Raw genomic sequence first — 21,740 nt, 5'->3', positions numbered from 1 at the left:
TCTATAATTATAGGCTTGGACTTAAAGAATAACCTAAAACTTGGAGAGAAGCATGAGTGGAGTAAGAGAAGTTGTCGTACTAAGCGCTGTTAGAACTGCGATTGGTGATTTTGGTGGAAGTTTAAAGTCAGTAACGCCTAGTGCACTAGCGGCTATTACGTTGAAAGAAAGTGTTGCCAGAGCTGGCGTTGCACCTGCAGAAGTAGGCATGGTGGTTATGGGAACAGTAATTCCATCAGAAGAAAGAACACCTTACACAGCGCGTGTTGCTCAAATCGACGCAGGTATTCCGTGTGAAACGTCATGTGTTACGGTAAACCGTTTATGTGGAAGTGGTATGCAAGCGATTGTAGATGCTGCTCAAGGCATTATGTTGGGTGATTATGATGTTGCTATCGGCGCTGGTGTGGAGTCTATGAGTAACTCATACTACGTATTGCCAGGTGCACGTTGGGGTCAAAAAATGGGCCACGGCCAAATGATTGATTTAATGATTTCTGCGCTAACTGACCCATTCGGCACAGGCCACATGGGCATGACAGCTGAAAATTTAGCAGATAAATACAATGTTTCTCGTGAAGATCAAGACGCTTTAGCGGTAACGAGTCATCAAAATGCAGCACGCGCGCAAGCAGAAGGCCGTTTTGATACGCAAATTGTTCCTGTTGAAATGAAGACACGTAAAGGTGTGACCATTTTTGATAAAGACGAACACGTTCGTGGCGACATCACTGTTGAGAAATTATCAGGTATGCGTCCAGCCTTCAAAAAAGGCGGTTCAATCACAGCGGGTAACGCGTCAGGTATTAATGATGCGTCTTCAGCTATCGTGATGATGGAAAAAGATGCGGCAGAAGCACGTGGTTTAAAGCCAATGGCACGTTTAGTGGCTTATTCACATGCCGGTGTTGAACCAGAGATTATGGGTATTGGCCCTGTTCCTGCTGTTGAGAAAATTCTTGAAAAGACAGGCTTAACCATTGCTGATATTGACGTGTTTGAAGTAAATGAAGCATTCGCAGCGCAGGCTTTAAGTGTGTGTCGTGAATTAGACCTTCCAATGGACAAAGTTAACGTTAATGGCAGTGGTATTTCACTAGGTCACCCTATTGGTGCTTCTGCAAATATTATCGTTGTTAAAGCGCTTCATGAATTAGAGCGTGTACAAGGTAAATATGCACTAGCTACTTTATGTATCGGTGGTGGGCAAGGAATTGCTACTATTTGGGAACGTATGTAATTTAATGCTTCTTAGATAAAAAAAGCGGGCTTTAAGCCCGCTTTTTTTATGGCTTAAATAACTGTTATTTTTTTAGCGCCTTTGGCAGAGAAAAAGTAACCATTTCTTGGATGCCATGGTTTTCAGTGACGGTTTCCCCACCCCATTCCATTAGTTGTGAAATAACACGTTGGACGAGCTCCTCTGGAGCAGATGCGCCAGCAGTAACGCCAATATTATTAACGCCGTTTAGCCAGCTTTTATCAATATCTTCAGCGCCATCGATAAGGTAAGCCTTTTTGCCTAACTTATCGGCAATTTCGCGCAATCTATTGGAGTTTGAACTATTGGGAGAACCGACAACCAATACTAAATCAGATTTTTTAGCGAGTTTTTTAACAGCATCTTGGCGGTTTTGAGTGGCATAACAAATATCACTTTTTTTAGGGCCGGATATATGTGGAAACTTTTTACGTAAAGCATCAATAATTGACCCAGTATCATCCATAGAAAGAGTCGTTTGGGTAACGTATGAAACTCCAATGTCCTTTGATAAGTCGAGTGCCTTAACATCGTCGGGTGATTCAACCAGAATAATGCTTACATTTGGATTTTGCTGTACATACCGCCCCATGGTGCCTTCTACTTCAGGGTGACCCTTGTGGCCAATCAAGATAACGCAGCGCCCTTTTTTGGCGTTACTAATCACTTCCATATGCACCTTTGTGACTAAGGGGCAAGTAGCGTCAAAGACATTCAATTGACGGCGCTTAGCCTCGTCTTCTACAGCTTTTGAGACACCGTGGGCGCTAAAAATAACGGTAGAATCGTCAGGAACTTCGCTTAACTCTTCAACAAAAACGGCGCCCCTTTTTTTAAGGTTTTCAACAACAAATCGGTTGTGCACGACTTCGTGCCGAACGTAGATGGGTGCGCCCAATAAATCGAGTGCCCTTTCTACAATTTCGATGGCGCGGTCAACACCGGCACAAAAACCACGTGGATTAGCTAATAATATTTGCATCTATTTATTATCGTTTGATGAGTGGCGTTTTTTATCCCAAAGGATCTCTGATTGACCATCTTGACGGGCAAGTACCCGGCATAAAACAAATAGCAAATCAGATAATCGGTTGAGATATTTTACGACGGGTGGGTTGATATTTTCTTCTTTTGCAAGGCTAACGACAATACGTTCAGATCTCCTACACACCGTTCTTGCGACATGGCAGCTGGCAGCTGGTAGGTTGCCGCCAGGTAAAATAAATTCTTTTAGCGAGGGTAAGTCAGCGTTGTGCTCGTCGAGTATTTTTTCAAGCTTTTCAATGTTGGCATCGTTAATTGCACTATAACCCGGCACGCAAAGCTCGCTCCCTAAGTCAAATAAATCATGTTGTATGTCGAGTAGCTGATCGGCTATTTTTTCATCGGTGCCAAACGCCATCACGAGACCTATTTGACTGTTGAGTTCGTCGACAGTGCCATAAGCTTCAACACGTAGGGAGTCTTTGTCGACACGGCTACCGTCACCTAACCCTGTTGTACCAGAGTCGCCTGTTCGAGTGTAAATTTTAGATAGTCTATGACCCATAAGATTAAATGATAGCTGTTTTAGATAGGATGATGCCGTCTTCATCGGCGTAGAGATGTTCGCCCGGGTTAAAGGTCGCGCCGGCAAACGTGACTGAGATGTTTTTATCCCCCCAACCTTTTTTAATACTCTTTAGCGGGTTGGTTTGTAGTGCGCGTACGCCAATAGGCATATCGTTTATATCAACTGAATCTCTGATGCAGCCGTAAACAACAACACCAGACCAACCATTTTTGTACCCCATTTCTGCCAACATGTCACCAAGCAGAGCGCAACGTAATGATCCACCACCATCAACCACTAAAACATCACCGTTAACTTTTTCAGATAGCATCTCACGAACTAATACATTGTCTTCGAAAATTTTAACGGTTTGAATGCTTCCGCTAAAACGGCTATGACCGCCAAAGGGTTGAAATAGCGGCGCTACAATTTGAAGCTTATCCGAAAAATCATCGCATAGGTCTGCTGTTTTGAAAGTCATGTCATTTGTTTTTGTTTAAAGCGTTTTATTATTATAAACCAGTTTTTTTTGTCGGCGCAGGGACTTTGCCTTGATTGCAAAGGCGGCAAACGGTATCTTAAATGGATAATAAATAAGGGGGAGTGGTGAGCTATGATTTATCGTTTAAGTAGTATCTTGATAATGGTGTTTTTGTCGGGCTGTGTGTTAACAGAAAATACGCGTGAAGCTGCGTTTCGTTTACCTGCTTTAGAGTTGCAAGGGGGTAGTTCTAACGCCGTTGTGGTGGGTGTCTTAGATGAAAGGCCATACGTTCTTTCTGGACAGAAAAAAGCAAAATATATTGGTGAATTTGAATTATCAATGGGTGGTCCATACGATGCTTTTACAGATTCCAAGCAGCCCATGGCGCATGAGTTTACAAATAAACTACCGCTATTATTGAGTACAAAGTTTCCTCAAATTAAAACGGTTAATTTAGCTGTTGGCCTGTCAAAGGGTGACGCCATTGACGAGTTATTGAAATTGGGTACGAATAAAGTCATTTTGATTACGCTAAAAGAGTGGAAAAGCCATACGGCGATTGATACCTCATTGTGGTTTGATGCACAGCTTGAAACATTTAATAGCAAGAAGCAATTACTCGCGTATAAACGAACACAAGGGCACGATACCTTTGGTGGCGCATCTATTGCGGGGCCAATTACTAATGCCAAAAGAACGTTACCGCATGCCTTTAGGCAGAAAATGCAAGCACTGTTCAGTGACCCTCTTGTGATGGCGTCATTAACGACAGAAAAGGCATTGCCTATATCAGTGCGTGCAATTGATGATACAACAGCGCCCGATGTGGACTCATTCAAGCCACAAGCGTGTACCGTTGAGTTGATTCTATATTGGAAAAATGCGGGTATGCCAGACCAGGAAATCCTAAGTAAATGTAACGCGGTTAAACAACCCTAGCCTGTAAGGTTATTGGTCGTGTTGTGTCCAATTGTCAGACCGTCGGTCCATATGTGAACGACGGTCAGATATTTCTTCAAACCTAATGCTGCCTCGTCGATCATTTGTTTTGCGCCGCTGAGTAAGCGGGGTTCTTTTTTCAACTAGACCGAGATGTTTGCATTGGCATCGGTTCTTAGTGCAATCATCTAACGGCAATGCAGGAACACTATTGATTGGGAAGTTTTTTTTCTTAAGATTCAGTGCCGCTTGGCAGCACTGCACTTCGTTGATGGAGCTAATTTTGAAGCCCCAGTATTTCTTTGAATCAATCAGCGATTGAAGCTGTTCTTGCTGAGTTTTAATCGAAGTATTGATGCTGCTTGAAGCCTTTTGAGAGTTTTTATGTTTATAGTAAAAGAATATTGAGACGACTAATATGAGTAGAATTAAAAACGCAAGCATTGGGTTTTCCCTTATTAATCCATGATTACTTAATTATATGTTCTTTGAAAAATATCGCAAATTCAACTGCTTGTAAGGAAGGGTTAAATAAAATATGAAGGCATTGAGAATTATATTGCTGCTATGTGTTTTTGGTTTCGTGGCTTTTTATACAAAGTTGCAACGCCTCGAAAGCATGGCTTGGACGGAAACACTAGCGGTTTTAATTTACCCCATCAATGGTGACGGAGCACCTTTAACAGAGCAATATATAGCGCAGCTATCTAAGAAAAACTTTAGCAGTGTGGATGAATTCTTCAAGAAACAATGGGGACTTTATAGTGAATTCGATTTTAACCCGGTTGAGGTAAGGTTGCAGTCCGCGGTAATGTCTCAGCCGCCAGAACCGCCAGTAGATGGAAACACATTAAAAGTTATTTTCTGGAGTTTACGCTTGAGGCTTTGGGCGTATCAAAACTCCATTACGAGTGATATGAGCACCGTCAATATTTTTGTGCGCTTTCACCAAACGGATAGCGGTAAGCGTTTGGCGCATTCATTGGGGCTTCAAAAGGGCTTAATTGGTGTCGTGAATGGCTATGCTTCAGCAGCGCACCAAGAGCGCAATAACATCGTTATCGCGCATGAGTTGTTACATACGGTAGGGGCATCGGATAAGTATGATTTAGTGACAGGACAGCCCATTTATCCAAACGGCTTTGCGATGCCTAATAGCAACTATAACCAATCAAAGGCTGAAATAATGGCGGGTAGAATTCCGTTGAATAAAAGTGAGTCGGTGATGGCGCAGTCATTGAGGCAGTGTATGGTTGGTCATAAAACGGCCACAGAGATTGGCTGGGTAAGTACACTTAATTGATTCAAATCAATGATGACAGTCCGTTAATGCGTTAAAATAGATATAAGCTAATGATCTAATAGAATAACCAGGTGGATTTATGTTTTTTCAAGAACTTAACAATATTCAATGTAAGTCATATTTAATTGCAGATCTAGAGGCCGGGGAAGCGGCTATTATCGACCCCATAGAAAGCAATATTGACAGGTACCTTGCGGTGCTTGGCTACCATCGTCTAAGATTAAAATTTGTAGCAGATACGCATACCCATGCCGACCACCGCTCTGCCTGTACGGCCATAAGGAAACTCACCAATTGCAAAGTGATGATGCATGAGTTGTCGCCACAGCCGAGTGTGGATGAACGTTATACCGATGGTGATGAATTAAGCGTCGGCAATATTAAGCTCAAAGTGCTTTATACGCCTGGACATACACCAGATAGCGTTAGTCTTTATGTTAATGAAGACCGTGTTTTAACAGGTGACGTTATTCTAATTCAAGGAACGGGTCGATCAGACTTTGCTGGCGGTAACGCAGGTGATCAATTTGATTCAATCGTTAATAAGATATTTACGTTACCGGGTGATACGTTGATATTCCCAGGACACGACTACCGTGGCCATACACAATCAACCGTTGAACAAGAAAGGTTAACGAATCCGCGTGTGGCTGGAAAAACACGTGAAGAATATATTAATATTATGGCCAATTTGAATTTACCGCTGCCTGAGAAAATTCAAGAAGTGTTGCAAATTAATCAGAGTGAGGTCGATGATGACGTCATTAAATTCCCAATGGTGGCGGAACTTAATCAAGTATTACAAATGGATCCGACAGCGGTAAAAAGTCGCATCGAGGAAGTAGGGCATGACAGCGTTATTATTGATGTAAGAGAAGAAGCGGAGTTTATTGGTGAATTAGGGCATATAGCCGGTAGTCGTTTAGTCCCATTAGCCACCATACCTAACGCATTAGAAGAGTTGGAATCGCTGAAAAATAAAGAGGTTATTTTGGTGTGCCGTTCCGGTGCTAGGAGCACAACCTCAGCGGCTATTTTGAAGGGGCTAGGGTTCCATGATGTTAAGAATATGAAGGGTGGTATGTTGCAGTGGAATAAATGTGGTTACTCTGTCGAGCGATAAGCGTTTCAGTGAAAACAAAAAAGGCGCCGATGGCGCTTTTTTATTACCTGTGAGGATTTAGGTTAGATAATAGCTCTAATTGTCCAATGCTGTATAAGGCCTCATTTTTCAATTTATTTTTTATTAATATTGGCCCGATAAGAGGCGGGACCCAGAAGTCTGGGGTGAGTTCACTTGAGAAAAGTATGACGCTATCAGCCTTGTCATCGGCTAGTTGCCATTTCATCGAGCCGGATTTGAAATCACTGTGTTCAGGGATAATATGTCCTACGATAGAATGCTCTGAGACGTCTAATGATAAGGTTTGCTGTTTATCGAAACAAATAAAGATAAAACAGACTTTCAGCCTGAGCAATAAATGCCCATTTGTTAATAGCTCACTTTTATAAATGAGTCGACTATATAAGTGCAAGTGATCGTAGGCTGTTAATAAGCTATAAACACGGTCGCGCGGTGCATGAATGGTCGTAGAGAGAGAGGTAGTATAAATGTTGTTATCGTACTCAACGTTGATAGTCAGTGGCTCACTCGCGGTGGAGTTGGTTGATACGAAGAGGAAAATAATAAGGCAGACAATACTCGTCAGTTGAATAGATTTTTGTAGAGATTGGATATGGTGTCGATTGTTTTTTTTAGGCATAAAAAAGCCCGATGATGAATCATCGGGCTGTAGTGTTTTTTTCATGCTTAGGCTGCTTGAACAGGGATCGCATTTTTTGTTTCTTTAACGCCGTTGTTATCATCGAGATAGATAAGGCGTGGTTTGAATGTGGCCAACTCAGCTTCGTTGTACTCAGAATAAGCGCAAATAATTAAGATGTCGCCCTCGGTCGCACGGCGTGCAGCAGCTCCGTTTACAGAGATGATACCGCTGTTGTTTTCAGCTCGGATAGCGTACGTTGTAAAACGCTCGCCATTATTAACATTATAGATATCGATTTGTTGATACTCTTGGATGCCTGAAAGGTCAAGGAGATTCCCATCAATTGCACACGAGCCTTCGTAATGAAGTTCACTGTGAGTCACAGTGGCTCTGTGTAACTTGGTTTGTAACATCGTTGAACGCATAAATATTAGATTGGTTTAACTAAACGGATGGGAATTATGCCTGATATGTTGTTTTTCATCAACATTTATGTGCAAATGCAATAATACGTTAGGAATCATACAGCTATAAATTTCAAATACGGCTTAGAATTTAACAGGCGGCGGTTTATTATCAAGGCCAGTTGACTGTGAAACGATATCTTTTGCGGTGTTTCTAAACTGCTCTGAAAGGGCGTCATTAGAGGGTTTGTGAGGCGCTGAAGCTGTAACATCAGTGGCGCTTTGCTGGTCGCTTGGTGTTAATAAATGTAATGTCTGCGTTGGGAATGCCATATCAATTTCTTGAGCTTTTGCGAGGCGTAGGATATCCAATAAAAAACGTTGGCGTTCACGTAATTCGGTACTCCAGTCAGGCGTCTCCCAGAAAACATAGACAAGAACATCTAAGGAGGAGGCACCCAGTGAGTTGAGGTAGACGTGAAAGTAGTCCTTTCTCATATAAGGGTGAAGCCGAACCAGCTCTCTAATGCCTTCACAAAACGCTTCAATTTTATCCGGAGGGGTGTCGTACGTTAATGAAACGTTGCATTTAAGGCGACGGTACCTACGTTGCCCCATATTATCGACTTTTGCGGTAATAAAAATGGCGTTGGGAAGCGTAATAAGCGAATCATAAAAGGTACGAATCTTAGTACTTCTTAAGCCCACCTCTTCTACGCTGCCTTCAATATCGTTAACGACGATCCAATCTCCGTTATGGAAAGTCTGATCTAAAATAACGGTGATTGAGCCAAATAAATTTTGTACAACATCTTTTGCTGCTAAGGCAAATGCTAAACCGCCTAAGCCAAGACTTGCGAGGAGGCTTGAGACGTTTAAATTTAAATTCGATGCAACAAAGGTGATGCCAATAACGGTGACGAAAACTTTTAAAGTTTTTCTGATTAAAGGTACCAAAACATCGTCGACTTTATTATCGGTTTGACTGGCTTGATAACGTAAATAAAGCGTGACTAAGTCAACCAACCGGTAAGCACCCCAAACACCAGCAATACCCGCTAACATTTTGACTGCAACGAGTAAAATTATCATCGCTTGATCCGGCAGAGCGAGTAAGTTCAGCCCAGCCCACCAAATACCCGCCATGACGAGCATAGCCAGTGGTCGGAGCATATCTTCAGGGGTATCTTTAAAGGCGGGCGTTTGAGTCTTGTTGCGGAATTTTTTAACGACAAGTTGCAGTATGAACGAGGCAACTTTATCGGCAATAACACCTAATGCAATAGTCAGTAAAATACCCAGCCACTTCCAGTTTTCGAGTAAAAAAGAACGGCTTCTAAGAGACTCTGGTAATTGCTGACGCAGTTGAATATGCCACGGTATGAACTGAGCATTTTGCTCGTCTATTTTCAGACTTTTTTTAGAGGCCAGTTCTTCAATGATGGCAGGCAAGGAAGACAAGCTGGCTTGGGTAAACAACCAACGACCATTGCTTGATAGCTGAATACTGATGATGCCATTTCGATATTGTGCAAAGACGTAAGGTTTGCCGGTTTTTTTAGAAGGAATTTTGCTGAGATTAACAATCTTAGTTTTATCGATTGCTTCCAATAGCATCCAGGCGAGGTCACGGCCTTTTTCTTCTCGAATAAGCGGGTTAATGGCGGATAAATCTAAGGTGCTTGTTGCGCTGTCTATACGCGCCGCCTTTCCCCGCTTAATGTCATTCATGCTGTGCAGGAATGTTGTCAGGGTATCCCGTGGTGAGCTTAGACCGAGCGATTCAGCGGTTATGCTAGGTGCCAGCTCCGCTGTGGCTGTTGTTTCTTCTTGAGCAAGGCAGACGCTGATATTTAAAATTAGAACGAGGGCGAATAGTGTCTTCTTCATAATAAGTAGTAGTGGGTTATATGCGATCTACATTTAAATTATCAATCAGCCTAGTCGCGCCAAGAAAGGCCGCTACTAAGATAACAAGCTCAGTATCGTCTTCAGTCGCGGGTCTTAATTGATTACGTTGGTAAATATGCAGGTAGTCAGGTTTAAAACCGGCTGCGCTTAACGTCGTTTTAGCGTTAATTTCTAAGGAATTGAAGTCGTCTTCGCCATTCAAAATAGCCTGTTTAATACGCTGTAATGTTTCCTGAAGGGTGGGCGCGAGTGTGCGTTCTTCATCCGTTAAATAGCCATTACGGGAACTCATGGCGAGACCATCTTGCTCACGCACAATGGGTTCGCCTACTATTTTTATGGGGATATTTAAATCGTCGACCATTCGGCGAATAACTGCGATTTGCTGATAATCTTTTTCGCCAAAAATAGCGACATCAGCACGGGTGAGGTTAAACAGCTTACAAACGATGGTGGTAACACCATCAAAGTGGCCGGGGCGAGATGCGCCACATAATACATTGGTGATACTCGGCACGTGTACGTGTGTTGTGTTGCCGCCACCGAGTGGGTAAATTTCATCGTTACTTGGCGCAAATAGAATGTTCGTATCGAGCGCCTCAAGTTTGTCACAATCGTCTTGAAAGGTACGCGGGTAACTGTCTAAATCTTCATTTTCACCAAACTGGGTTGGGTTTACAAATAAGGTGACAACCACGACATCGGCGTATTGTTGAGCCGTTTTAACGAGTTGAAGATGACCTTGGTGTAAATTACCCATGGTTGGCACTAGGGCGATAGACTGCCCTGACTGCCTGTGTTGGCTCAGTTTCTCTTGAAGTTCTTTAACAGTGCGTACTACAAGCATGATTAGAAAGAATGTTCGTCAGCAGGGAACTGCTTGTTTTTAACGGCATGAACGTAAGCGCTAACGGCATCTGCAATATTGCCGGCTTCAAGCATAAAGTTTTTACTGAATTTTGGGCGTTTACCAAACGTAATATCTAACATGTCATAGCTTACTAATACTTGCCCGTCACAATCAACACCGGCACCAATACCAATAATAGGGATATTGACGGCAGCGGCTAATGTCTTAGCTAATGAAGAAGGAATGCACTCAACCACGATGGCGCTGGCACCCGCTTGTTCAAGGCATTTAGCGTCTTCAATGATAATATTTGCTTGGGTTTCTTCCTTGCCTTGTACCCGATAACCACCGAGCTGGTTGACAGATTGCGGCAGTAGCCCCAAGTGCCCACACACGGGAATGCCTTGATTGACAATGTGTTGAACGCTATCGAGGATTTTTTGACCACCCTCGAGTTTGACCATGTTGGCGTAGCCTTGTTGCATCAAGATAGCTGCATTATCAACCGCTATTTGTGGGTCGGGGTAGCTCATAAATGGCAGGTCGGTGACCAATAAAGCACGCTCTAGTCCGCGAGAAACGATCTTGGAATGGTAGGCCATTTCATCCACCGTAACCGGCACAGTGCTGGATTGCCCTTGAACGACCATGCCAAGCGAATCGCCGACAAGGATCATTTCAACACCGGCGTTATCTAAAATATGGGCAAAACTAGCATCGTATGCGGTGAGACTGACGATTTTTTCGCCACGAGCCTTCATGGCTGATAATTCAGTATTGGTGATTTGTTTGCTGCTTGAATGTTGGCTCATATCGATCTCGAAAGAGGTTATAAAATGGGTAATGGATTTAAAAAATGACGACCTGCGCGAGTTGAACAGATGTGTTTAAGCAACTGCTGGTAGTCTTCATCGTTATCAACGGGATTAATATCACTTGCATTAACAATTAATAATGGCCCCGCATCGTAATGATGAAAAAACTCTGTGTAAGCATCGGATAGTTTCTGTAGGTACTTTCCACTGATATTTTTCTCGTGTTTGATGCCGCGTTTTCTAATTCGAGATTGTAAAGCATCAACAGGTGCTTGCAAGTAGACGACTAAATCTGCCTTAATCGGTTGTATTGCAAGCGATTGATACATCTGGTCGTACAGTTTGAATTCTTCGTTCGTTAAGGTGAGTTTTGCAAACAAACGATCTTTTTCAAGCATGAAGTCGGAGACGACACCGATCGAAAACAGGTCATCTTGGCCTAATTCATTCCACTGTTTTGCGCGTTCGGTCAAAAAATGCAGTTGTACTGGTAAGGCAGATTGGTTGGTGTGGGTGTAAAAGTGCTCCAGAAAAGGGTTTTCATCCGCTTTTTCTTTAACAATATCGCAGGTAAAACTTTTAGCCAGCTTTTGAGCCAGACTGCTTTTACCAACGCCGATGGGTCCTTCAACAACAATGAATTTAGGTGGCTGAGAAGTTTCTAAGATATGTGTGTCCAAAGTGAGTTTCTTATATTAAATGTGTGAGAACTTTGCACGATACGGCATTATGTTTCAAGCCTTTATCGGTTGAATTGTTTATTGATAGACGATGCGTGGTGGCACTTCATCAAGTTCTTCAATCAGCTGTTGAAGAGGGGCTAGGTTTGGCAGTTTCAGCTGGCGATCAATTTCAATTAAAGGGTATAAAACAAATGCTCTAGACGCTAAGCCGGGGTGGGGCAGGGTCAGTCGAGGGTCGTGAGAAATGATGTCATCGTAAATCAATATGTCTAAGTCTAGCGTTCTAGCGCCCCATCTGCCGGTATCGCGGGTTCTGCCGTGCTGATTTTCAATGCTTTGTAAGGCGTCTAACAGCTCATATGGCTTGAGCGAAGTGCTGATTTTTACCACAGCGTTTATATAGTTGGGCTGATCTTGAGGGCCCATCGGGGGCGTTTCGTATAAACTCGACGCTACCTCCAGCGAGCATTGCTCTAATGCGCTGATGTCTTGTATGGCCTTAATAATTTGCTGAACGGGGTTAGATAAATTGCTACCCAGCCCAATAAAAACATGAATGGGCATGTTAGCTCGAAGGCGGCGTGCTTTTAGCTGCTTTTTTACGTGGTTTTCTTTTATGCTTGAACTGGTTGGGGCGGGTCATTAATTTCTGTTCAGCAGGCTCTAACGTTTGGATATGGGTCCACCACTCAGCAATATTCGCGTCGACTTCACCATATTGTGATCTCAGCAACATAAAATCATAAGCCGCTCGAAAACGTGGATGTTCTAAAAAGCGCAGGCAGCGAACACCAACTTGTTTATGAAACCGTGGTTGTAATGCCCACACTTCGCGCATCGGTGTTGTCATGCGCTTTGGAATGGCGATACGACTCACTTGGTGTGCAATAACCTCATGTGCGGCGGCGTGGATAGCCTGGGTGTCACTACTGAAAGACGGCCTGTTTTGCTCAGTCAGTCGACGAACCGGTTCCCATAATAAAGTCGCCAGTAAAAAATAAGGCGTGACGTGTTGATCGTTCTTTAACCGTGTTTCGGTGTTTTCCATCGCTTGTTTGATCAACAACAGCGGTGCGTCAGAATCGGCATTTTTTAGGCATAATTCTGTTTGAGGAAAAAGCGCTTCAAACAAACCATATTGACGCAGTGTGTCGAAAACTTGATTTGCATGGGTATTTAAGAAAAGTTTGATGATTTCATCGTATAAGCGCGCAGACGGTATGTCTTTTAACGATGACGCCATTTCTGCCATCGGTGCTTCGGTGCCAGCCTCTATCTGAAAGTTTAATTTTGCTTTAAACCGCACCGCGCGAATTAATCTAACGGGGTCTTCTTTAAAGCGGGTCAGAGGGTCGCCCATCAGACGCAGCACCCTGTTTTGATGGTCTTCAATGCCGCCGACGTAATCTATAACGGTTTTCTTTTGGGCGTCAAGGTATAAGGCGTTAACGGTGAAGTCACGACGCCATGCGTCTTCTTCTAAGGTGCCGTATACATTATCGCGTAATAGGCGGCCGTCTTTGTGCGCGTGACTGTCGTTTTTATCGTGCTTGAGGTGTGGCCCACGAAATGTTGCCACTTCAATAATATGTCGGCCGAAATGGATGTGCGCTAATCGAAACCGGCGGCCAATCAGGCGACAGTTTTTAAATAAGGCTTGCACCTGTTCCGGCTCGGCATTGGTGGCGACATCAAAATCTTTTGGGTGCATACCCAATAACAAATCGCGAACACAGCCGCCGACTAAATAGGCCTTAAAGCCTGCTTTAACGAGGCGGTCGGTAATGGAAACGGCGTGACGGTCTAGCCTATCAGCTGGTAAGCCTAGTTCACGTAGTGTGTATGATGCTGGTTTGTGATGAGTCGACAAATTGATTTTTAAATGTAATGAATATAAAAGGTATTGCTAATACAAGCGCAGGTATTGTAACGCATATTTAATAGATGGTTTTATTGGACGGCATTTAGCGATAATTAGCAATGTTGTTTATTGTAAATTAGAAAAAATTTAGCAGGTTTTCTAAGGTTTCACTGGCGGCTTCTTCAGCCAAGAAGTGCCCACTATCTAGCGCTTTTCCGGTCACGTTATCCGCTTTTTGTTGCCAAATATCGAGCATATCGAAGTGCTTACCCATGATGCCGTGCTTGCCCCAGAGGACAAGTAAAGGACAGCCGACCTTTTTGTCTAAATCAGCTTCATCGTGTTCAAGGTCGATACTGGCAGCGGCGCGATAATCTTCGCAAGTGGCGTGAATGGTTGCCGGGTCCTTAAAGCAGCGCAAGTACTGATTAACAATCGCGTTATCAAATTGTTCTGGGTATTGGCTCCATCTATTGAGTTTATCGTTTAGGTAAAAATCTGGGTCTAGCCCGATAAGGTGCTCAGGAACGCCCTTATCTTGGATCAAGAAAAACCAGTGGTAGTAGCTCGTAGCGATGGTCTGGTCGATTTGTTTAAACATCTCATAGGTTGGAATTATGTCTAAAAAGGCGGCTTTTAAAATCTTTGCTGGAAAATCTAACGCCATGCGGTGGGCAACGCGTGCGCCTCTATCGTGTCCCACAACGAAAAAACGTTCGTATCCCATTTGCCTCATCACTTCGATCATATCGTTGGCCATTTCCCGCTTGCTGTATGGCCGATGTTGAGCGTCACTGTCAGGTTTCGAGCTATCGCCATAGCCGCGTAAATCAGGGCAAATAATGTGATGTTTCTTAGCCAGAGACGGTGCGATTTTATGCCACATCAAATGGGTTTGTGGGTAGCCGTGTAACAACAGTAGTGCGGGACCACTTCCAGCGCTGGCGACATTAATGGTGGCGCCTTGAGTAATGACTGTTTGGTAATCAAAGCCGTGAAGTTTCAATGGCGTTGTCATTGACTGAGTAGTTGTTTAAATTCATTCGGCATGCTGGCAACTTTTTTCTTGTCGTAATCAAAAAACACCAACCCCGTTTTTGCAGTAGCGACGACAGTTTCGCCATTATCCCGAGTTATTTGGTAAATCATATTGCAGCCACAGCGGCTAGGCTCATCTAACGCCATTTCAATCCTAAGTATGTCGGGGTAAAACGATTCGGCTTGGTAGCTAATCGATAGATCGGCCAAGATAATGCCCAATCCGGCGATATTGGATTCTTGCATATTAAAATGAAGGAAGAACTGCGCGCGGGCTTCGTGAATCATTGAAATGAGTTTGTCGTGCGCTAGATGTTGCCCGTAATTAATGTCAGTAATGCGAACGGGTAATGCGCAACTAAATAGTGTCCGTTGTGGGTATGTTATTGATAATCTAGCCATGTTGCTCTCTTAAAATACGGGATGATTTCACATTATAGACGGGCAATATGTAATGCTATGACGTGTTTTTTCAAATTAAAAGAATGGACTGTGAAAAAAATATTATCGTCTGCGTGGGTTTTGTTGGTGCTAGTGGTGGTTATATGGGGCTCAAACTGGCCTATTATGAAAATTGGCCTAAGGTCGATTGACCCGCTTTGGTTTACCGCTGCAAGATTGGGCATAGCCTTGATCGCTATTTCGATTTTATTGCTGTTTTTAGGGCGTTTTAAGCGACCACATAGGCAAGACTTTCCTATCGTGCTGGGCGTAGGAGTGATGCAATTTGCGGCATTCGTGACCTTAATAAACTTAGGTTTAACCGAGGTTAATGCAGGCAGGGCGGCTTTATTGGCTTATACCACGCCATTGTGGGTAACACCTGGCGCTTACTTTTTTTTAAAAGAGCCGATTTCTCGTATGAAGTTGGTGGGCGCGAGTGTAGGGCTTTGTGGTCTACTAATTTTATTTAACCCGTTAGGTTTTGATTGGAGTGACGCTTCGGTGGTTAAAGGCAACGGATTATTATTGTTGGCGGCCTTAGTGTGGGCATTATCAATTTTGCACATTAGAAAGCATGAGTGGAAAGGCAGTGTATTGGAGTTAACGCCTTGGCAGATTATGGTGGCGTTGCTGATTGTGGTGCCATACGCATGGTTTTCAAATACAAAGCCTGTTATTTGGAGTACCGAGTTAATAATTATTTTATTGTATAACGGTGTGATGGCAACGGCACTGGCGCAATGGGCTTCAATGCGTGTGACGCAGATTCTACCCGCGGTGACCGTTTCGTTAGGGTTTTTAATGGTGCCATTAATGGGAATACTATCGTCCATTTTGTGGCTAGATGAGCCATTCACAATGACATTGGGGTTGGGAGCGGCGCTAATTGTAGGTGGTTTGTTGCTGCAGATAAATTTGAGCAAGCAGTCGTCTAGCTAGTCGATTGTTTGCCATAAATGCCAAGCAGCAACGGTACGATATGGCTGCCATTTTTTGGCAATAATACGGCATTCATCGGCTGAAGGAAGTTCTTTAAGCTTATGTAGCTGCTTAACTGCTTTGCGAAGTCCGAGGTCGCCTGCGGCAAACACATCGAGTCGTTTTAAGCCGAACATTAAAAATATATCGGCAGTCCACGGCCCAACGCCCTTTAATGCACAGAGTTGGCGTTTAACTTCTTGATTCGGCAATTTATGTAAAACGTCAAAGCGGTTGCTCTCAGCTAAAGCAAATTCAATAAGGCTTTCGACGGTGCGGACTTTTGCAGCTGACATGCCTGCTTTTTTCAATTGTTCGGCTGATATCCGGCCAAACGCATACGCTGACACATCTCCGGTAGCGAGTAAGCGGTGAACTCTTTGTTGAATAGCGGATGCCGACTTGACAGAGAGTTGCTGCGAAATCACCGCCTGAACAAGTGCCTCGAACGGTTCTTTATTAAAAACCTTGTAAGATAACGATGGCCCGTTGCTAATAATGGCGCCAAGGAGTGGGTCGTTGGCAGATAACCATGACTCGGCTTCTTGCAAGGTCCTCGTTAAATCCTGCATCGGTCATTAATTAACGCTGTTGATGTTTTGCCGTTAGTGCGCTCCATGCTTCGGCTTCAATAAAAACGCGCTTAACGCTGGGGCAACGTTGCTTAATTTGTAGGTCTATATCGGCAACGGTTTGTTCTAGTTGTCCGGCAGTCATATCATCCTTGAAATCGACATTCAGCGTGGCTAAAACAAAATCGGGCCCCATGTGCATGGTGAGTAGTTCGTTCACAGATTCAACCACGTTATAGTCACTAACAATGTTTCGGATCTCGGTCACTAATTCTGGGTTAGCGCTTTCGCCAATCAGTAGGCTTTTTGTTTCATAGGCGAGCCAGATAGCGGTGCCACCCAAAATTAAACCGATAATGACAGAGGCGATACCGTCGTATAAAGGGTTGCCAGTATAGTGAGCAATACCAATGCCAATAAAGGCGACTATTAATCCTAGCATAGCAGCAGAATCTTCGAATAAGACGACAAACATGGATGGGTCTTTGCCGCGTTTGACGGCGTCAATAAAGCCCCATTTTCCCTTGCTGCGGGTAAATTCGCGTAGGGCAAAAAACCATGCGGCCCCTTCGAATAGTAGGGCTAAGCCGAGAACGTAGAAGCTTAATGTTGGGTCGCCCATTGGGGTCGGTGAAATAATATGGTGAATGCCTTCATAAACAGAGACGCCGGCACCAACAGCAAAAATAAGAATAGCAACGACAAAACTCCAAAAGTAAATTTCTTTACCGTGGCCAAAAGGGAATTGTTCGTCGGCGGGTTGTTGAGCTTTTTTTAAGCCGTACAAAAGCAGGACTTGGTTGCCGGTATCGACCAATGAATGGATACCTTCAGATAACATGGCAGAACTTCCTGAATAAAACGCAGCGAAAAATTTGGTAATGGAAATGAGCGCGTTACCTGCAAGTGCCGCATAAATGACTTTTTTGGAAGATGATGACATGGTTTTTATAGGTTGATTTTAAAATGGCAAGTGTCGCTATATTTTGCCTAGCTGTAAAGTTTTATCAGGCTTGAAACTACAGTAATAAAGCGTACTATTAGTGAAAAATAATAATAACGGAGCGTAGCGAATGCGCGAATTACGGTTGGCAAGGTACCAAGCGGGTCTATATACACTTTTAGCCATGCTTGTTTTAATAGCGCCTTTATGTGGCCTATTGTTTGATTGTGGTTGTACGTGGCCATGGCAAGGGCTTGACAGTCATTGCAATATACATAATCCAGAAGCAGCGCATCAATGCCCTTGGTGCGCTTCAGTGCTCATGGGTACCATCTCGGTTGGCTTGGCTTTTTTGGTGGGTTTTTTGTTGGCAATGAAACCGATAAAATCGAGTTATGATGTGAGGGACTCTGCCATGGCTGGAGTGCAGAGAATATCAATAGCAGCTGAACTAGTTAAGCGAGTGCTTGTTGGCATGCTCGGTTTCTTCATCGTGGCGGTTATAACGGGCTGGCTGTCGGGTTATGTGCAAGAATACCCCTATTTCTTTCTTGTTGGTGGCGGCTCTGTTTAGTTGGCAGTGCTGATTTAATAGCTGTGTGCACTTATGGAAGGATGTCTTTGATTACAAAGGTTAAGAGTTAAATGGAACATATAAAGCAGTGGTTTAATAGAGTATTAGCAAATCCCGAAGCGTTAGCTTTGGCGGGTACATTGCTGTTTGGGCTTTTAGCTATTTTGTGGGTAGGCGATGTGCTTTCGCCAGTCTTAGCGAGTATTGTTATTGCCTATTTATTAGAAGGCATGGTGGTTAAGTTTCAGTCTGTGGGCTTGTCCAGAAAGTTAGCGGTGATCGGTTCGTTTAGTTTGTTTATGGCGCTATTGTCGTATATGGTTTTTGGGCTTATTCCGCTGTTATCGATCCAGACTGTTCAATTGGCTCAACAATTACCCAGTATGTTGAATCAAGGCATTGATTTGTTTATGGCGCTGCCACAAAAGTACCCTAACTTTATTAGCGAAGAACAAGTGACATTGATTTTCGGTCAAGTGAGTTCAGAGGCGATAAAATACGGCCAGAATTTATTATCGTTCTCGGCAGCGTCGGTGCTAAACATTGTTGCGTTGATTATCTACCTATTATTGGTTCCAATGATGGTGTTCTTTTTTCTCATGGATAAGCAGCAAATTACTCAATGGTTTACGAGTTTCTTGCCTAGCAACAGGCGCTTAACGAAAGAAGTGTGGGCGACGGTGAACCTACAAATAGCCAATTATGTCAGAGGTAAAATATGGGAAATATTAATTGTTTGGGTAGCGTGTTTTATCGCCTTTAATTTATTAGGCTTACATTACGCAGTACTGCTGAGTTTTTTGGTCGGCTTGTCAGTTCTTGTGCCTTATGTTGGCGCAACGGTGGTAACAATTCCAGTGCTGCTTGTCGCTTATTTCCAGTGGCAATGGGGTAATGAGTTCGTCTATTTGATGAGTGTTTTCTTAATTATTCAAGCCTTAGATGGTTATGTATTGGTGCCATTATTGTTTTCAGAAGTGGTTAATATTCACCCCGTTGCCATTATTGTCGCCATTTTATTTTTTGGTGGGGTTTGGGGGTTTTGGGGTGTGTTTTTCGCCATACCTTTGGCGACGCTGGTACAAGCGGTTTTAGTTGCCTGGCTTAATCGTCAAACCGTTTCAAGCAGCTGATTTTTAATAATTTAATGTACAAAGGAAATAAATGAAATTGATTCAACGTGTGTTTTTTGGCTTATTGTTTTTAACAAGTGCGGCAGAAGCATTTGAAATGTCAGATATTACGGATCGACTATTTGAAGATAAGGCCACGGGGATTGAAGGCCAACTAAAAGATGCGGCATTCGAGTTTAAAGTTAACTCTGCTCTGTTGCGTGATGAAGCGCTTCGGGAAAATACCTACATTGCTGTGTCAAGAAACCGTGGTTCGGTGCTGATTGCCGGACAGGCAAGGACGCAGGAATTAAAACAAAGGGTGCAACGTATTGTGCTTAATGCGGCTCATCTCCAATGGACGCAGGGTGATGTTAACCATGTGGAGCCTTCAAACGCCCAAGTATGTGGTCAAAAAGCGTCTAAGAAAGCAGCAAATGATAAGCGCCGATTTAACTTAAAAACGGTCGAAGAGTGCAGCACCGTGAATCGTTTTTATAATGAAGTTCGGGTATCAAAACCGATGAGTGAAACGGAACAAAGTGATGATGATCTGCTCCGCGCAACCATACTCAATAAACTGTTGCACGCCGCCATTATCGATAAGGCAGAGACGATCAAAGTTGTGGTGTCAGATAACCACGTGTATTTATTAGGTGACCAACTAAGTCAGTCAACCGCGCAGCAAGCCACGCGGTTTGTTAATGAAGTAGCCGGTGTGGAGAAAGTCGTTCCGCTATTTAGGTTTTAAGCGCTTAACGCTTTTACTTCAGTTAGCACTTCAGCCACGTGCACTTTTACTTTAACCTTGCGCCATTGGTTGATTAATATACCGTCGGCATTAATTAGGAAAGTACTGCGTTCGATGCCCATGTATTCTTTGCCGTAAAGTTTTTTAAGTTTGATGACATCGAATAATTCACACAAGGATTCGTCGGGATCACTGATGAGCTCAAATGGGAAACTGTGTTTGCTCTTAAAGCCGGTATGGACACGAACGGAATCACGAGAGACGCCGAAGATTTCTGTGTTGGCTGCTTGAAATTCGTCGTAATGATCACGAAAATCTTGCCCCTCTTGGGTGCAGCCTGGCGTGTTGTCTTTTGGGTAAAAGTAGATGACGATATTTTTACCTTTTAGACTAGCAAGCGTTAAAGCTTCTTCGGCCGTTGTTGCACAAGAAAATTCAGGAACAGCTTGGTTGAGTTCTACGGTGTTCATTAACGATAATCCTATAAAAAATGAGTGATTTCGCTAGCATTTTAACAGACTGATTTTTAGTTGTAGCATTGATGTATGTATAATGCCCAATTCAGTTGGTTATTTGAATAAGCACGTTAAAATAGCCGTTAAATTTCGTTTAAATTGGATTCAACTATGTTTCAAGGCAGTATTGTTGCACTCGTTACCCCCATGCATGAAGACGGCTCGTTAGACGAGGCAAGTTTACGGAAGTTGCTTGAGTTTCATATTGAAGAAGGTACCGATGCCATTGTGGCAATGGGTACCACGGGTGAATCTGCAACCCTAGATGAAAAAGAACATTGCCACGTTATTCGCCAAGTGGTTGACATAGTGGCTGGTCGAATTCCGGTTATTGCAGGAACGGGTGCAAATTCCACCACAGAAGCGATTGACTTAACACGCTGCGCCGCCGAAGCAGGTGCAGATGCCTGTTTGCTGGTAACGCCATACTACAATAAACCAACTCAAGAAGGCTTGGTATTGCATTACAAGGCCATCGCTGAAGCGGTGGATATTCCACAAATTTTATACAATGTGCCCGGCCGAACGGCTTGTAATATGCTGCCAGAAACGGTTGCAAAATTAAAAGACGTGGCAAATATTGTTGGTGTTAAAGATGCAACAGGGGACATGGCTATTGGTCAAGCACTCATCGATTTAAGCGACGAGAATTTTGCCGTTTACTCTGGTGACGATGCAACATCCTGTGAATTAATTTTAATGGGTGCAAAAGGCTCTATCACCGTGACCGGAAATGTTGCCCCAGCAAAAAATCACCGGATGTGTGAAAAAGCATTAGCGGGTGATGCGGAAGCTGCGAAGGCGATTGATGAGACACTTCAGCCGCTGCACAATGACTTGTTTGTACAGTCTAGCCCAATCCCGGTGAAGTGGGCCGTGCACGAGTTAGGCTTAATCGAGAAGGGTATTCGTTTGCCGATGACATGGTTAAGTCCCGACTGCGAGAGTGTCGTCAAAAAAGCAATGGCAGCAGCCCAATAAACT

26 protein-coding genes are annotated in these 21,740 nt (G+C 43.6%); 9 read left to right on the top strand and 17 right to left on the bottom strand.

Features of this window, described 5'->3' with window-relative positions:
- Positions 1-52: 52 nt before the first annotated feature.
- Positions 53-1,240, top strand: coding sequence for a beta-ketothiolase BktB (gene bktB, locus AB1Y31_08360; protein ID MEW4983181.1), 1,188 nt, complete (start codon positions 53-55; stop codon positions 1,238-1,240).
- Between the two features lie 64 nt (positions 1,241-1,304).
- Here the strand turns inward: bktB and ispH are convergent, their stop codons facing one another.
- The 3 genes from ispH to rraA are packed head-to-tail and all read right to left on the bottom strand — an operon-like array spanning position 1,305 to position 3,294.
- Positions 1,305-2,243, bottom strand: coding sequence for a 4-hydroxy-3-methylbut-2-enyl diphosphate reductase (ispH, locus tag AB1Y31_08355; protein ID MEW4983180.1), 939 nt, complete (start codon positions 2,241-2,243; stop codon positions 1,305-1,307).
- Positions 2,244-2,810, bottom strand: coding sequence for a cob(I)yrinic acid a,c-diamide adenosyltransferase (locus tag AB1Y31_08350; GenBank protein ID MEW4983179.1), 567 nt, complete (start codon positions 2,808-2,810; stop codon positions 2,244-2,246). It lies immediately after the preceding gene.
- Between the two features lie 4 nt (positions 2,811-2,814).
- A complete protein-coding gene (gene rraA / locus AB1Y31_08345) occupies positions 2,815-3,294 on the bottom strand; it encodes a ribonuclease E activity regulator RraA (protein MEW4983178.1) in 480 nt (159 codons plus the stop codon).
- Positions 3,295-3,426: 132 nt separating this feature from the next.
- On the opposite strand from rraA, the gene AB1Y31_08340 reads away from it, so the two are divergent.
- Complete coding sequence (locus AB1Y31_08340; GenBank protein ID MEW4983177.1) at positions 3,427-4,236, top strand: hypothetical protein; 810 nt, start codon at positions 3,427-3,429, stop codon at positions 4,234-4,236.
- A 9-nt stretch (positions 4,237-4,245) separates the two neighbouring features.
- Here AB1Y31_08340 and AB1Y31_08335 read toward each other — a convergent pair whose 3' ends face one another.
- A complete protein-coding gene (locus AB1Y31_08335) occupies positions 4,246-4,680 on the bottom strand; it encodes a hypothetical protein (protein ID MEW4983176.1) in 435 nt (144 codons plus the stop codon).
- A 94-nt stretch (positions 4,681-4,774) separates the two neighbouring features.
- Between AB1Y31_08335 and AB1Y31_08330 the strand changes: the two genes are divergently transcribed.
- Together AB1Y31_08330 and AB1Y31_08325 are read left to right on the top strand one after the other, a co-directional pair.
- Positions 4,775-5,539 carry a hypothetical protein gene (locus AB1Y31_08330; GenBank protein ID MEW4983175.1) on the top strand — a complete coding sequence of 255 codons (765 nt, stop codon included), beginning with the start codon at positions 4,775-4,777 and terminating at the stop codon, positions 5,537-5,539.
- A 79-nt stretch (positions 5,540-5,618) separates the two neighbouring features.
- A complete protein-coding gene (locus AB1Y31_08325) occupies positions 5,619-6,662 on the top strand; it encodes an MBL fold metallo-hydrolase (GenBank protein MEW4983174.1) in 1,044 nt (347 codons plus the stop codon).
- A 43-nt stretch (positions 6,663-6,705) separates the two neighbouring features.
- Here AB1Y31_08325 and AB1Y31_08320 read toward each other — a convergent pair whose 3' ends face one another.
- The 10 genes from AB1Y31_08320 to AB1Y31_08275 all read right to left on the bottom strand — a co-directional run bounded on the left by AB1Y31_08320 (position 6,706) and on the right by AB1Y31_08275 (position 15,269).
- Positions 6,706-7,347: a hypothetical protein gene (locus AB1Y31_08320; protein MEW4983173.1), complete on the bottom strand. Its 642-nt coding sequence runs from the start codon at positions 7,345-7,347 to the stop codon at positions 6,706-6,708.
- 2 nt (positions 7,348-7,349) lie between these two features.
- Positions 7,350-7,730, bottom strand: a complete 381-nt coding sequence (gene panD / locus AB1Y31_08315) for an aspartate 1-decarboxylase (protein MEW4983172.1) — start codon at positions 7,728-7,730, stop codon at positions 7,350-7,352.
- Positions 7,731-7,853: 123 nt separating this feature from the next.
- Complete coding sequence (locus AB1Y31_08310; GenBank protein ID MEW4983171.1) at positions 7,854-9,599, bottom strand: mechanosensitive ion channel family protein; 1,746 nt, start codon at positions 9,597-9,599, stop codon at positions 7,854-7,856.
- A 16-nt stretch (positions 9,600-9,615) separates the two neighbouring features.
- Entirely contained in the window at positions 9,616-10,467 is an 852-nt protein-coding gene (gene panC / locus AB1Y31_08305; protein ID MEW4983170.1) for a pantoate--beta-alanine ligase, read from the bottom strand.
- 2 nt (positions 10,468-10,469) lie between these two features.
- Positions 10,470-11,282 (bottom strand): 3-methyl-2-oxobutanoate hydroxymethyltransferase, encoded by an 813-nt coding sequence (gene panB, locus AB1Y31_08300; GenBank protein MEW4983169.1) that lies wholly within the window; start codon positions 11,280-11,282, stop codon positions 10,470-10,472.
- Between the two features lie 17 nt (positions 11,283-11,299).
- Positions 11,300-11,965, bottom strand: a complete 666-nt coding sequence (locus tag AB1Y31_08295) for a deoxynucleoside kinase (protein MEW4983168.1) — start codon at positions 11,963-11,965, stop codon at positions 11,300-11,302.
- A gap of 78 nt (positions 11,966-12,043) precedes the next feature.
- Positions 12,044-12,532: a 2-amino-4-hydroxy-6-hydroxymethyldihydropteridine diphosphokinase gene (folK, locus tag AB1Y31_08290; GenBank protein ID MEW4983167.1), complete on the bottom strand. Its 489-nt coding sequence runs from the start codon at positions 12,530-12,532 to the stop codon at positions 12,044-12,046.
- A gap of 1 nt (position 12,533) precedes the next feature.
- Positions 12,534-13,838 carry a polynucleotide adenylyltransferase PcnB gene (gene pcnB / locus AB1Y31_08285; GenBank protein ID MEW4983166.1) on the bottom strand — a complete coding sequence of 435 codons (1,305 nt, stop codon included), beginning with the start codon at positions 13,836-13,838 and terminating at the stop codon, positions 12,534-12,536.
- A gap of 127 nt (positions 13,839-13,965) precedes the next feature.
- Positions 13,966-14,847: an alpha/beta hydrolase gene (locus tag AB1Y31_08280; GenBank protein MEW4983165.1), complete on the bottom strand. Its 882-nt coding sequence runs from the start codon at positions 14,845-14,847 to the stop codon at positions 13,966-13,968.
- The gene (locus tag AB1Y31_08275; GenBank protein MEW4983164.1) at positions 14,844-15,269 is read right to left on the bottom strand and encodes a thioesterase family protein; all 426 of its coding nucleotides are present in this window, start codon (positions 15,267-15,269) and stop codon (positions 14,844-14,846) included. Before AB1Y31_08275 ends, AB1Y31_08280 begins: the two co-directional genes overlap by 4 nt.
- Before the next feature lie 90 nt (positions 15,270-15,359).
- On the opposite strand from AB1Y31_08275, the gene AB1Y31_08270 reads away from it, so the two are divergent.
- Complete coding sequence (locus tag AB1Y31_08270) at positions 15,360-16,250, top strand: DMT family transporter (GenBank protein ID MEW4983163.1); 891 nt, start codon at positions 15,360-15,362, stop codon at positions 16,248-16,250.
- On the opposite strand, the gene AB1Y31_08265 is transcribed toward AB1Y31_08270, so the two are convergent.
- Positions 16,247-16,861 carry a hypothetical protein gene (locus AB1Y31_08265; GenBank protein MEW4983162.1) on the bottom strand — a complete coding sequence of 205 codons (615 nt, stop codon included), beginning with the start codon at positions 16,859-16,861 and terminating at the stop codon, positions 16,247-16,249. The genes AB1Y31_08270 and AB1Y31_08265 overlap by 4 nt on opposite strands.
- 10 nt (positions 16,862-16,871) lie before the next feature.
- A complete protein-coding gene (locus AB1Y31_08260) occupies positions 16,872-17,804 on the bottom strand; it encodes a cation diffusion facilitator family transporter (protein ID MEW4983161.1) in 933 nt (310 codons plus the stop codon).
- 130 nt (positions 17,805-17,934) lie between these two features.
- Between AB1Y31_08260 and AB1Y31_08255 the strand changes: the two genes are divergently transcribed.
- The 3 genes from AB1Y31_08255 (at position 17,935) to AB1Y31_08245 (ending at position 20,241) form a co-directional block, all read left to right on the top strand.
- A complete protein-coding gene (locus AB1Y31_08255) occupies positions 17,935-18,378 on the top strand; it encodes a hypothetical protein (protein MEW4983160.1) in 444 nt (147 codons plus the stop codon).
- Between the two features lie 71 nt (positions 18,379-18,449).
- On the top strand, positions 18,450-19,511 hold the full coding sequence (locus tag AB1Y31_08250) for an AI-2E family transporter (protein ID MEW4983159.1): 1,062 nt from the start codon (positions 18,450-18,452) through the stop codon (positions 19,509-19,511).
- Positions 19,512-19,542: 31 nt separating this feature from the next.
- Entirely contained in the window at positions 19,543-20,241 is a 699-nt protein-coding gene (locus AB1Y31_08245) for a BON domain-containing protein (GenBank protein MEW4983158.1), read from the top strand.
- Here the strand turns inward: AB1Y31_08245 and AB1Y31_08240 are convergent.
- Complete coding sequence (locus AB1Y31_08240; protein MEW4983157.1) at positions 20,238-20,711, bottom strand: peroxiredoxin; 474 nt, start codon at positions 20,709-20,711, stop codon at positions 20,238-20,240. The genes AB1Y31_08245 and AB1Y31_08240 overlap by 4 nt on opposite strands.
- Positions 20,712-20,867: 156 nt before the next feature.
- Between AB1Y31_08240 and dapA the strand changes: the two genes are divergently transcribed.
- On the top strand, positions 20,868-21,737 hold the full coding sequence (gene dapA, locus AB1Y31_08235) for a 4-hydroxy-tetrahydrodipicolinate synthase (protein MEW4983156.1): 870 nt from the start codon (positions 20,868-20,870) through the stop codon (positions 21,735-21,737).
- Positions 21,738-21,740: the final 3 nt, after the last annotated feature.

Source organism: Cycloclasticus sp., assembly GCA_040743155.1.
Classification (GTDB): domain Bacteria; phylum Pseudomonadota; class Gammaproteobacteria; order Methylococcales; family Cycloclasticaceae; genus Cycloclasticus.
The sequence above is the reverse complement of the archived record's forward strand: the minus strand, read 5'-3'. Positions and strand labels throughout refer to the sequence as shown.